An 11,530-nucleotide genomic window follows, 5' to 3' on the forward strand; every position below is an offset into this window, starting at 1 on the left:
TCCCGCTCGCACGTCTTGCGCGAACATCATTATTGAGCGAAGCTGTGCCTTATGGGAGGCGACCATGGCGAAAAAGCCTATCAACGAGCAGACGGGTAAGAAGGCCGGCGCCGCCGCCTCGAAAGTGTTGCGGGATCCGAAATCCTCGGCGGCCGCGAAAAGCGCCGCCGGTTCGGCCTTGAGCCAACGTCCCAACAAGAAAAAGTAAGGACGTCTGATGGCCAGAGTTCGGTACTACGTCCTCAGGGATGGCGCTCGGTAGAAGGTGCGCCACAACGATAAGGACTACGCCTACGACACTCAGAAGGCCGCCATGAAGGCGGCCGTGGATGCCGCCCACAGTTCAGGGAAAAAGGGTCACGACGCCCAAGTGCTCGTTCAAGGTCGAGACGGGCAATGGCAGACTGAGTGGACATACGGAAATGATCCCTATCCTCCGCCAGGCTGAACTTGGCTGAAGCGGTCGGCGCAGGCTCGCTCCGCGCCAGGTGCGGACCGTCGGATCGGGCCAGCAACCAGACATTTGAACACCGATGTCGGCACCCAGAACAAGGTCGGTCTGATCGGTGATCGCGGAACACAGCTGGTGTCAAGTAAGTGAAGATTATCCGTTTCAACGCCACGTTCTCCGCTTGTTGCTAGATCAACCAGCCACTATCCTCTGCCGAGGATGGGGAGATCTGATGCAAATATCTAGAGACGAGGCTGCGGCGGTAGCTGAGGCGGTCGCGACGCAGATCGCTTTTGAGCAAAATCTGGTTGCTGCGCGACTGAACTGGAATTTGACCTTCCAAGGGTTCATGATTGCAAGCTATGCTCTCGTCGCGACAGCAGACGGATCGGCGCCAGCGCGGAAATTTATCCACACAACCATTACACTTGCAGGTTTCGTTGTGGCGCTCGCGACCTTATTTGGCGTTCTCGCAGCATCCCAGCAATCTAAGTACTTAAAGGACCATTGGCTACTGCATCTTGGCGAGAACTCAATCTACCCTCGTCCCTTCTCAGTGGGCAAAGGCTCTCTATGGGGAAGATTGCCCGCTCGAGTAATGTGCGGCGCACTTATGGCAATGTGGATCGTACTCCTTGCAGCCGGCGCAGGCCTGATAGGCAAGTGAGAACAGCTATAGCGAAACTATGCTTGCCGATGGCTATGTAGCGCCACTTTCGGACCTTGGCGATTGGCCGAAGTCCGGACATCCTGGGGCCGCTCGGCAGCTACTAAAGCAACCGACGCTTGGGCGAGGATGGGGAACCCACGTCTTGCGGAAGCTTGGCCTTCCTTCGGCCTTCTCAGGCTACGGGGACAATCTCACCGTTGCGCTCGCATCATGACGTCGCTTGGGCGGAGGCGAGGATGAGTAGGATCATGTTCGCGACCGTGGCCGCATTCTGTGCGGCTACGAGTGCCGTAGCGGAGCCAATTGGGGAGATAAGGGAGCCCATCTGGACCGCTCAGCCTTCGGCTCACCAGGCGAGCGCAGCATACCCGTTCCGCGCCATGGCCAATGAGAAGATTGGCGTTGCTGTCGTGCGATGCGTGGTGGGCGGGGATGGCCGCCTCAACAACTGCAGCCTCGCCTGCGAGACACCGAAGAAATGGGGATTCGGCGCCGCGGCGTTGAAGCTGACGCGGCTCTACAGAATGAAAGAGACGCTCCCTGATGGGCGGTCGGTAGCAGGAGCCACCGTCGCGCTGCCGTTCAACTTCAATCCGCCCTTCCTCGAACGGCTACCTCGGTGCGACGCTGCTGGGAACTGAAGGAGCTACGATGGCCGGCGAAGTAGTTCCCTTCTCGACGAAGCGCTTGACGCCCCTGGAGAACGACATCCTTGAGGTTGTCGCGGAGATCCACGCTGAATCTGGATTTCCTCACCCCGAGGAAATCAACGTGTCCAGCCGCGTGAACACTGGCGGCGGTCGAAACACTGACATTTGGTGTGCCAACGCTGTCGACTTGGCGAGCCCGGTCGGGGTTCCGGTTGTGATCAAGTTGCCGCAACTCCGCTATGGAGCAATGGCTCTGGTATTCATGCGAGATAAGCGCCTCTCATTCCTCGAAATTGCGGTTTTCGGCGACGACTTCTGGAATGGCGACGAGACGGGCTACTCGCTGAGCCGCTACTGAATTAGACTGGCCCCTGGCCTCTCGTTGCATCGGGATGCCCCACAACGAGCTTGAGAACGCGGCTCTGTGACACACAAGTCCCGCGGCGGCAGGGTTGGGGCTCCCGCCCGACCTCGGAACCGCCGAAGGACTGCTAGGAGTCAACTCCGGCCATCGAACGCAGCCCAACCTCCGGACCTGAGCCCGCTTAATCAGGCTGACCGGAAGCGGACGCTCCCAACGTCGGCTTCGAGCCCATCTCGCCCGTCCGAAGCCCCGGCCGCGAGCCTCCGCGCCCGCCCGATCCCCCTATCTCCGCCACGGCCAGGACCGGAGTGCGAGGTCCAGCCAAGCGCGCCGGCGAAACCGGCCCCGAAACCGCTTCACCCCCGCCTCCAGGCGCTCGCCCCCCGCTTGGTCGAAACGCCCGCATGACGCACTCTGGCGGAAACGCTGAAGGGGGCCCGCGTCGATGACCTATCTGATCGTGAAGGCGCTGCTGTCGGGCCTGATCGTGGCCGTGGTGTCGGAGATCGCGCGGCGCAGCCCGGGGCTGGGGGCGCTGGTCGCCTCCCTGCCGCTGGTGTCGGTGCTCGGCATGATGTGGCTGTGGCGGGATACCGCCGATCCGGTCCGCCTGGCCGCCCACGCCGAGGCGACCTTCTGGTTCGTGCTGCCGTCCCTGCCGATGTTCCTGCTGATCCCCATCCTGCTCCGGAGCGGCGTGAACTTCTGGGCGGCCCTCCTCCTCGGCTGCGCACTGACCGTGACCCTCTATCTCGGCGTCACCTGGATCGGGCCGCGGCTGGGTTTACGCCTCTAGGGAGGCCCGCGAACGCCGCGGCCTGATGACGCAGGCGGGGCCGTCCCGGCTCCCGCAAGGCCGAAATCGCGTGCGCCGCCCCGTCCAAGGCCCCGCTTGGTTAAGATCGATTAAGCATCCCAAGTCACATTCTCGCCCAGTCCGCATGTGCTAGCATGCCTCCAAGCTGTATCCGGGGAAGGCTCAGGATGACTTCCGTTTCTCGCGCCGGCGCTCTTCGTGCGGCGCTGACCGCCGCCGCCGTTTCCGCCCTCGCGCTTCTCGCCGCCTGCGCCGAGCCGCCGCCGCCCGCGCCGCCGCCGCCGCCGCCACCGCCGATCTCCCTGGCGCCCAAGCTGATCGAGCAGGCCAGCGCCTATCGGTTCTATCTCGCCCGCTCGAGCGCCATCTCCCCGGCTTTTGCAGACGGCGGCGCCATCGCCGAGGCCCTGCGCACCGGGGCGGCCTACGAGCCCCGCCAGTTGATCGAGGGCGCTACAGCCTACGGAGCTATCGCGGCCCTGCAGGATCCGGCCTTCGTGGCCGGGGTGCGCGCCTATGCGGCCAATGCCGAGACCCGGCGCCAGATCGCCCACGAGATCATCAGGGATCCCGCCTACGCCGTGGGGATCTCGGGCTCGGCGTCCGCCGCCGCCCTGGTGAAGACGGCGCTCGGCGAGGACGGCGCCAAGTACTACGCCACCGGCAAGGCGGTGAAGGACGCCGCCTACAGCGTCCAGAAGGAGCGCTGGTCCAAGACTGATGTCGCCAACCGCGACCTGCGCCTGACCCAGGCCAAGACCCTGTCGGCCACGGCGGTGGTCGGCGACCTGGCCGAGACCGCGCGCCTGCAGGCCGCCGCCACCGGGAACGGCTCCCTGGGCCTCGTCGCCGCCGAGACGCCGGCGAGCCCCCCCTACACCCCCATCGTGGTCCGCAGCCTGGCGATCGCGGCGCTGTCCGTGCTGGGCGAGGCGACCGACGAAAACCTGGAGACGCTGAAGGCGATCATGCTGGAGCCGAACGCCAACATGTGCCTCTCCATGGCCAAGCTGAATCTCTACCAGTGCCTGGCCGTCTCGCGGCCGCACTACGAGGACGTCTTCTGCCTGGGCCAGCACGCGATGATGGACACCGCCCGGTGCGTCATCAAGGCCTCGGGCCAGCCGGAACCCTACGAACCGCGCTTCGTGCCGCAGGTGGCGACGCAGTCGGTCGGCTACACGCCCACCCCGGCCAAGCCGCCGGCGAAAAAGCGATAGGAAAACACCGCGCCCCACCGTTGCCACGGCGGGGCGTTTTGTGTATTTACGCGCACCTTTCGACTCCCTGGGGTCGTTCCGTCGCCGCGCGGGTCACGCGCGGCGGCTTCGTTTTGAGGCGAAGGCGATGGCCGAGATCATCCTGAACGTTGAAGTCCGCGAGCGCACCGGCACGGGCGGCGCCCGCGAAACCCGCCGGGCCGGCATGGTCCCGGGCGTCCTCTACGGCGGCGACAAGGATCCCGTCGCCATCGCGGTCAAGGCCAACGAGTTCCGCAAGGCGCTCTACACCGGCAAGCTGCTGGGCCACCTGGTGACCCTGAAGTACGGCGCCGAGACCCAGCCGGTCATCGCCAAGGCCGTCGACATGCATCCGGTGACCGACGAGCCGACCCATTTCGACCTCTACCGGGTCGACGCGCACCAGACGATCAAGATCTCGGTGCCGGTGCACTTCGTGAACCAGGACGCCTCGCCGGGCCTGAAGCGCGGCGGCACGCTCAACATCGTGCGCCACGAGGTCGAGCTGGCCTGCCCCGCCGACCAGATTCCGGAAGAGCTGAGCTTCGACCTGACGGGTCTCGACATCGGCGACACCATCCGGATTTCGGCTTTCGATCTGCCCAAGGGCGTTCAGGCCTCCGTCGACCGCGACTTCGTGGTCGCCACCATCGCCGGCTCCTCGGCCCAGGCCTCGGAAGACGCCCAGGCCGAAGAAGGCGCCGAGCAGAGCGAGTCCTGATCGGGCGGCTCTTCGCGCCGCTCGCTCTCGGACGGGCGAGAGCCATGCTGATCCTTGCGGGCCAGGGCAATCCTGGCCCCCGCTACGCCGGCAACCGCCACAATATCGGCTTCATGGCCGTGGACGAGATCGCGCGCCGCTGGCGCTTCGGGCCCGAGCGCTCGAAGTTCCAGAGCCTGATGCGCGAGGGTGAGATCGATACGCCGCAGGGGCCGGTCCGCACCCTGATCCTCAAGCCCCAGACCTATTACAACGAAAGCGGCCGCGCCGTGGGCGAGGCCATGAAGTTCTACAAGCTCACGCCCGCCGAGGTCGTGCTGTTCTACGACGAGATCGACCTGGCGCCGGGCCGCTTCCGGATGAAGACCGGCGGCGGCGCGGCGGGCAACAACGGCGTGCGTTCCGTCACTTCGCAGATCGGCCCCGACTTCCGCCGCGCTCGGCTGGGCGTCGGTCACCCGGGGCAGAAGGAACTGGTGCAGGGCCACGTGCTCTCGGACTTCCACAAGGTGGACCAGGCCTGGGTGGCCGAGCTGCTGCGCGCGGTGGCCGACGCCGCGCCGCTGCTGGCGGCGGGCGAGGACGAGAAGTTCCAGGCCGAGGTGATGCGCCTGGCGCCGGCCGAAAAGGCCGACACACGGCAGCTTCGCGGCCGCGACTAGACCCCTCGGTCAGCCCTCTCGCGGGCGTAGAGGGCGAAAGCGCGGGTCGCGGCCGCCTTGTCCGGATCGGTTGCCCGCTCGGAGACGATCGGATCGCCTTTGCGCATCGCCTGGGCCTCGGCGATCAGGCTGCGCCACGCCGGGGCCAGCGCGCCTTGCGCCCAGGTCATGGCCGCCTTCTTGGAGGTCACCTCCCCCGTCTCCAGCGTGTGCAGGATCCGGCAGAACAGCCCGACCCAGAAGGCCTGCCAGGCGGCCAGATGCATGGGCTCGAGGCCGGTCGCCAGGGCCAGGTCGAGGGTCTGGCGCACCTCGGCGCGCAGGGCCCCGGGCGGCACGGGATCGATCAGCGCCTGCGGGGGCGGCCCGGCCAGAACGACGCCCCGCTCGCGCAGGCACCAGCGCACCACCTGGGTGTTGTCGTGCTCGGACCGGACGAGGGTGTCTGCGCCATGGTCCAGATACCAGAACGGATAGGCCCGGGCCGGCAGGCCGGAGAGGCCCGGATCGGACCAGTCGGCGCCCCGCGGCTCGCCCGGCGGATCGCGCGGCGTGGTCGACCAGCGCCGCAGGATCGCCGCCGGCGCGTAGGAGCCCTCCAGCCCGGTGCGCCAGTAGGCGTAGGGCAGCCGATGGATCGCCTTATGCAGGCGCTGGAGGGCGTCGAGTTCGCCCGGGGAAAGGTCCTGGCGCGTCACGACGATGAAGTCGCAGTCGCTGTGTTCGGTGAAGTCCCCGACGGCGAAGGAGCCCTGGAGATAGGCGCCGACGAAATTGCCACGGAGCGCAGCGCGGGCGCCGTCGAGGAGATGGGCGAGGACGGCGTTCAGTTCGGCATAGGGCGTCGGCGCGCCCGGTTCGCGATGAGGCATGGGAGGTCGTGTCCAGCAGAAGGAGACCCGGCGCATCTGCGGCCGGGCGGAAGCGGGTTTTCAGGCCCCTGGGCCGGTCAGGCCCGGATGCGGTCGTAAGGACACATGGCCGCAAGCATAGCCGCAGATCGGCCCTGCGTCTTCCTTGCCTCGCCACGCGGGATGACCGGTCCGGGCGGACGTGCTAGGTCGCGCCCTCGCACGAGGAACCAAGCACTGCCATGGCTTTGAAAGTCGCCATCGTCGGCCTGCCGAACGTCGGCAAATCGACTCTTTTCAACGCGCTCACCCAGACAGCGGCGGCCCAGGCGGCCAATTATCCGTTCTGCACCATCGAGCCGAACACCGGCGACGTGGCGGTGCCCGAGCCGCGCCTGGAGGCGCTGGCCGCCATCATCCCGTCCAAGGAGATCATCCCCTCGCGGATCAACTTCGTGGACATCGCCGGACTGGTGCGCGGCGCCTCGAAGGGCGAGGGGCTGGGCAACCAGTTCCTGGCCAATATCCGCGACTGCGACGCCATCGCCTTCGTGGCCCGCTGCTTCGTCGACGACGACATCACCCATGTGGAGGGTAAGGTCGATCCGCTGGCCGACCTGGACACCATCGAGACCGAGCTGATGCTCGCCGACCTGGAGAGCCTGGAGAAGCGGGTGGTCAATCTGGAGAAGCGCGCCAAGACCGGCGACAAGGAGAGCGCCCAGACCCTGCGCCTGGCGCAGCTGGCGCTCGCCGAACTCAACGCCGGCCGCCCGGCCCGCAAGGCTCAGATCGCCCCGGAGGACGAGAAGGGCTGGCGGATGCTGCAGCTCCTGACGTCGAAGCCGGCGCTCTATGTCTCCAATGTGGACGAGGCCTCGGCCGCCACGGGCAACGATCTGTCGAGCCAGGTCGCCGAGCGCGCCAAGCGGGACGGCGCCGACCATGTGGTGATCTCCGCCCAGATCGAGAGCGAGATCGCCATGCTGGACCCGGCCGAGCGGGCCGAATTCCTGGAGACCCTCGGCCTTGCCGAGCCCGGCCTCAACAAGCTGATCCGCGAGGCCTATCACCTGCTGGGCCTGCAGACCTATTTCACCGTCGGGCCGAAGGAGGCCCGCGCCTGGACCATCCACAAGGGCGACACCGCCCCGCAGGCGGCCGGCGTGATCCACACCGACTTCGAGAAGGGCTTCATCCGGGCCGAGACCATCGCCTACGAGGACTATGTCCGCCTGAAGGGCGAGGCCGGCGCGCGCGAGGCCGGCAAACTCCGCCAGGAAGGCAAGGACTACGTCGTCCAGGACGGCGACGTGATGAACTTCCGCTTCAACGTCTGACTTGCCAGGGCCTTCTCGGGGCCTAGGCTCTGGGCGCAGGGAGGACCCACATGGGCGACACCATCACCATCGCCGGCGCCGACGGCTTTGCGTTCACGGCCTATCGCGAGCAGGCCTTCACGCCCCGCAAGGGCGGGGTGATCGTGCTGCAGGAGATCTTCGGGATCGACCGGCACGTCCGCGCCGACGTCGAGCGCTGGGCCAAGGCCGGCTATGAGGCGATCGCGCCGGCCCTGTTCGACCGCCGCCAGCGCGATTTCCACGCCGAGCACGACGAGGCCGGGATCGCCGCCGGCATCGCCCATGCGCGCGCCACGCCCCTGGAGCAGGCGCTGGCCGACATCGCCGCCTGCCGCGACCATCTGGCCCCGCGCGGCAAGGTGTTCGTGGTCGGCTACTGCTACGGCGGGTCGCTGACCTGGCTGGCGGCGGCCAAGGTGGAGGGCCTGGCGGCGGCATCCAGCTATTACGGCAGCCTGGTCAAGGCCAACGCCGCGCTGAAGCCCCTCTGCCCGACCATCGTCCACCTGGGCCACACCGACCCCGGCATCAACGCCGAGGAAGTCGAGACGGCGGTCCGCGAGCACAATCCGCACGTGCCGGTCTACATCTACGAAGGCGCCGGGCACGGCTTCAACAACGAGAGCCCCGAGCGCTACAACGCCGAGGCCGCCGACCTGGCGCGGGCCCGCACCCGCGAGCTGTTCGAGAGCGCCTGAGGCATGGGCGAGACGATCCGGCTGACGAGCCGCCACGACGGGTTCGAGCTTTCCGCCTATCGGGCCGCGCCGACCGACGCCCGGCGCGGCGGGCTGGTGCTGATCCAGGAGATCTTCGGCGTCACCGACCACATTCGCGAGCTTTGCGACGGCTTCGCCGAAGACGGCTACGAGACCATCGCGCCGGCCTTCTACGAGCGGCTGGAGCCCGGCTTCGCGGCCGACTACAGCGCCGACGCGATCGCCAAGGGCGTGCAGTATTCCCAGGCCACGCCTTGGGACCAGGTGGCCGGCGACGCCCAGGCGGCGATCGACGCCCTGGCCGGGCCGGTGTTCGTAACCGGCTTCTGCTGGGGTGGGGCGGCGACCTGGCTGGCGGCCTGCCGCTGCAAGGGGATCGCGGCCGCGGCGGGCTTCTACGGGCGGCGGATCAGCGAACTGGTGGACGAGACGCCCAAGGCGCCGATCATCCTGCATTTCGGCAAGGCCGACGCCTCGATTCCCCTGGAGGAGGTGGAAGAGATCCGCGAGCGGCATCCAGACGTGCCGATCTATCTCTACGACGCCGGCCACGGCTTCGTATCGGACCGGCGCGCGGACTATCATCCGGACTCCGCTCGGCTCGCGCGACTGCGGACCCTGGCCCACTTCGCCCGCCATGGCGGCGGACGCGGGGAAGGGGCGTAGGGCGCGCGCCGCCGCCTCTTCCTCCTCTCCCGCTCAGCCGTCCTTCTCCTCGATCGCCGGGCGCACCTCGGGGTGCTGCTCCAGCGCCCGGACCAGAACGGCCTGGGCGGCCAGGATGCCGATGCCCGCGGCGTAACCGGAGAAGACGCCGGCCGGATAGCGGCCGCCCCCGGCCACGGCGGCGACCTGCCAGTAGATGAAGGCCGCCGCGGCGGCGAGCAGGCCGACGCCGGTCAGCACCGAAACCGGCGTCTGACCGAAGCCTGCCTGAAAGCTCATCCAGACATAGCGGGCGAGCAGCCTTTTTAAGGGAGGAATCAGCAAGGGCAGGCAGAACGAGAGCATCAGGAAGGCGGACGGCCAGATCAGGGTGCGCTGGAGAATGAGGTCCGTTCCGCCGGGCAGCACCTGGAAAGCGTTGAGCACCGCCCCGGCATAGATCAGGCTGGCGGCGCCGAACGCCACGTCCTGCATGCGTTTGAAATTCCGCCAAGCGCGCGTGAAAGCCATGCCAAGGCCATATGCGATCGCCGCGGCGGGGTTAAGGCGTCGAGCCCGGATGAGGGCCGCCGGCGTGCTCATATGTTCGCGATCCGGGCGCTGGCGCTCTCCGCGGGGCGTCGCCGCGCCGCCGAGGCATGGCTATGCTGTTGGCGATTCAGGAGCTCTCCCCTCCCCGATGGCCCTTCGTTTCGCCGCCCTCGCCGCCGCCGCGGCGCTCGCTTCCGGGTCCGTCGCCCGCGCGGGCGAGACGCCCTGCTGGCTCGATCACGGCGTGGTGGTGGTGGCCGCCTCGGTGGGCGGCGTGGCCGGGGACTACATCCTCGACACCGGCGCGGCGCAGACCCAGATGCACGAGACCCGCGCCCAGGCGGCCGGTCTGGAGGGCGAGGAGCATCGCGGCGAGGTGCGGCTTGCTGGACTGAGTCTCGGGAACCGGTCCTTTCGCGTGGCGGACTTGGACGCCCGCACGGCCGCCTTCCCCACGCCAATCGCCGGCGTGATCGGGGCGGACGTCCTCAGCGGCCACGTGGTCGACGTGACATTCGATCCCTGTCGAGTGACGATCTACGCCGGGCGCGCGCCGCGCTTCGGCGACGGGGCGGTCGTCCCCCTGAGGCCGGACCGGATCGAGGCGGTCGCGCGAGCGGCGGTCGCCGACGGGCCGCGGGCCCTGGCCGGCGAGATGCGCGTCTCGACCGGCGGCGACGCGGCGGTGCGGCTCGACACCCGCATCGCGACGGCCGCGGACGCGGAGAGCCTCGCGCCCCATGGCCCGCGGCGGGCCCGGCTGCGGGCGCTGTCTTTCGGAGGCGAACTCTTCGAGCAGGTGAGCGCCGGCCTGATCGGGACGGAAGACCCGGCCCTGATCGGCGAGATCGGCCCACAGGCGCTGAGCCGTTTCCGGCTGCGCTTCGATTTCCCGCGGCGGCGCCTGCACCTTCTCGACGAAAAAGGCCCCGCCGAGGCGGGGCCTTGAAGAGGTCGGGAAACGAAAGCCCTCAGTGGGCCACGTTCCGCCACACCCGGCGATAGCTCCAGTAGAGCAGGCCGGTGAAGATGAGCAGATAGGTCATGGCGGCCAGGCCGAACTGCTTGCGCTCGATCATCTTGGGCTCCGAGGCCCAGGCGATGAAGGCGGCCACGTCCTTGGCCTGCTGGTCGATGGTGGACGGCGTGCCGTCGTCGAAGGTGACCTTGTCCGGCTCCAGCTGCGGCGGCATGGCCAGGACGCCGCCGGGCGGAACGTGCTTCGGATCGCCGGACCAGGAGGCGGTCAGGTCGCCCGGGAAGTACTTGTTGTAATACTGGCCCGGCGCCACGGTCAGGCCCGCCGGCGGGTTCGCATAGCCGTGGGCCATCAGCGAATAGATGTAGTGCGGGCCGGAGTGACGCGCCTTGGCCATCACCGACAGGTCCGGCGGCAGGGCGCCGCCGTTGGACGCCCGCGCCGCCGCCTCGTTCGGGAACGGGTTCGGGAAGCGGTCGGCCGGGATGCCGGGGCGCTGGACGACGTCGCCGGTCTCGGAGTCGATGTCGTTGATCTGGTACTCGGCCGCGATGGCCTTCACGTACGGATTGTCGTTCGGGTTCGGGTATTTCGGATCGTAGAACGGCCCGTCCTTCTGCCCGAGGTTGCGGAAGAACAGCAGGTCCATCGAGTGGCAGGACGAGCAGACCTCCCGATAGACCTTGTAGCCGCGTTGCAGCTGGGCCTGGTCGAACTTGCCGAACGGGCCTTCGAAGCTGAATTCCGCGTGCTTCAGGGGCGCAGCGCCCCCCGCAGCCAGAGCCGCGGGCGCCGTGGCGATGGCGAGCCCGAACGCCGCGAGCGCGATACCTTTACGCAGCATCTT

General features: G+C 68.0%; 16 protein-coding genes. 13 read left to right on the forward strand and 3 right to left on the reverse strand.

The features are described from left to right. The first annotated feature begins 64 nt into the window (after positions 1–64). From ACK41C_RS01095 to pth, 9 genes are all read left to right on the forward strand, one after another. A complete protein-coding gene (locus ACK41C_RS01095) occupies positions 65–208 on the forward strand; it encodes a hypothetical protein (RefSeq protein WP_409649346.1) in 144 nt (47 codons plus the stop codon). Positions 209–265: 57 nt separating this feature from the next. After that, positions 266–448 carry a DUF2188 domain-containing protein gene (locus ACK41C_RS01100; protein ID WP_409649349.1) on the forward strand — a complete coding sequence of 61 codons (183 nt, stop codon included), beginning with the start codon at positions 266–268 and terminating at the stop codon, positions 446–448. Between the two features lie 235 nt (positions 449–683). Further along, on the forward strand, positions 684–1,118 hold the full coding sequence (locus ACK41C_RS01105) for a hypothetical protein (RefSeq protein WP_409649352.1): 435 nt from the start codon (positions 684–686) through the stop codon (positions 1,116–1,118). Positions 1,119–1,357: 239 nt separating this feature from the next. Next, on the forward strand, positions 1,358–1,762 hold the full coding sequence (locus tag ACK41C_RS01110) for a TonB family protein (RefSeq protein WP_409649355.1): 405 nt from the start codon (positions 1,358–1,360) through the stop codon (positions 1,760–1,762). 10 nt (positions 1,763–1,772) lie between these two features. Continuing rightward, positions 1,773–2,129: a hypothetical protein gene (locus ACK41C_RS01115; RefSeq protein WP_409649358.1), complete on the forward strand. Its 357-nt coding sequence runs from the start codon at positions 1,773–1,775 to the stop codon at positions 2,127–2,129. A 451-nt stretch (positions 2,130–2,580) separates the two neighbouring features. Next, positions 2,581–2,931 (forward strand): DUF3147 family protein, encoded by a 351-nt coding sequence (locus ACK41C_RS01120; RefSeq protein WP_409649360.1) that lies wholly within the window; start codon positions 2,581–2,583, stop codon positions 2,929–2,931. 188 nt (positions 2,932–3,119) lie between these two features. Beyond that, positions 3,120–4,172: a hypothetical protein gene (locus ACK41C_RS01125; RefSeq protein WP_409649363.1), complete on the forward strand. Its 1,053-nt coding sequence runs from the start codon at positions 3,120–3,122 to the stop codon at positions 4,170–4,172. Between the two features lie 127 nt (positions 4,173–4,299). Further along, entirely contained in the window at positions 4,300–4,914 is a 615-nt protein-coding gene (locus tag ACK41C_RS01130; protein WP_409649366.1) for a 50S ribosomal protein L25/general stress protein Ctc, read from the forward strand. Between the two features lie 44 nt (positions 4,915–4,958). Further along, entirely contained in the window at positions 4,959–5,576 is a 618-nt protein-coding gene (gene pth, locus ACK41C_RS01135) for an aminoacyl-tRNA hydrolase (RefSeq protein WP_409649369.1), read from the forward strand. Here pth and ACK41C_RS01140 read toward each other — a convergent pair. Next, a complete protein-coding gene (locus ACK41C_RS01140) occupies positions 5,573–6,448 on the reverse strand; it encodes an aminoglycoside adenylyltransferase domain-containing protein (RefSeq protein WP_409649372.1) in 876 nt (291 codons plus the stop codon). The genes pth and ACK41C_RS01140 overlap by 4 nt on opposite strands. A 221-nt stretch (positions 6,449–6,669) precedes the next feature. Here ACK41C_RS01140 and ychF point away from each other — a divergent pair, with 221 nt between their 5' ends. Genes ychF through ACK41C_RS01155 form a run of 3 tightly spaced genes read left to right on the forward strand, consistent with a single transcriptional unit; the run spans position 6,670 to position 9,173 of the window. Beyond that, positions 6,670–7,767, forward strand: coding sequence for a redox-regulated ATPase YchF (gene ychF, locus ACK41C_RS01145; RefSeq protein ID WP_409649375.1), 1,098 nt, complete (start codon positions 6,670–6,672; stop codon positions 7,765–7,767). Between the two features lie 50 nt (positions 7,768–7,817). Then, positions 7,818–8,486, forward strand: coding sequence for a dienelactone hydrolase family protein (locus ACK41C_RS01150; protein WP_409649378.1), 669 nt, complete (start codon positions 7,818–7,820; stop codon positions 8,484–8,486). 3 nt (positions 8,487–8,489) lie between these two features. Next, positions 8,490–9,173 (forward strand): dienelactone hydrolase family protein, encoded by a 684-nt coding sequence (locus tag ACK41C_RS01155; protein ID WP_409649381.1) that lies wholly within the window; start codon positions 8,490–8,492, stop codon positions 9,171–9,173. Positions 9,174–9,206: 33 nt separating this feature from the next. Here the strand turns inward: ACK41C_RS01155 and ACK41C_RS01160 are convergent, their stop codons facing one another. Further along, a complete protein-coding gene (locus ACK41C_RS01160; protein WP_409649383.1) occupies positions 9,207–9,647 on the reverse strand; it encodes a hypothetical protein in 441 nt (146 codons plus the stop codon). A 205-nt stretch (positions 9,648–9,852) separates the two neighbouring features. Between ACK41C_RS01160 and ACK41C_RS01165 the strand changes: the two genes are divergently transcribed. Next, complete coding sequence (locus ACK41C_RS01165) at positions 9,853–10,653, forward strand: hypothetical protein (RefSeq protein WP_409649386.1); 801 nt, start codon at positions 9,853–9,855, stop codon at positions 10,651–10,653. Between the two features lie 22 nt (positions 10,654–10,675). On the opposite strand, the gene ACK41C_RS01170 is transcribed toward ACK41C_RS01165, so the two are convergent. Further along, positions 10,676–11,527, reverse strand: a complete 852-nt coding sequence (locus tag ACK41C_RS01170) for a cytochrome c1 (protein ID WP_409649389.1) — start codon at positions 11,525–11,527, stop codon at positions 10,676–10,678. Positions 11,528–11,530: the final 3 nt, after the last annotated feature.

The sequence above is a fragment of the Phenylobacterium sp. genome (assembly GCF_046290725.1).
Classification (GTDB): Bacteria; Pseudomonadota; Alphaproteobacteria; order Caulobacterales; family Caulobacteraceae; genus Phenylobacterium.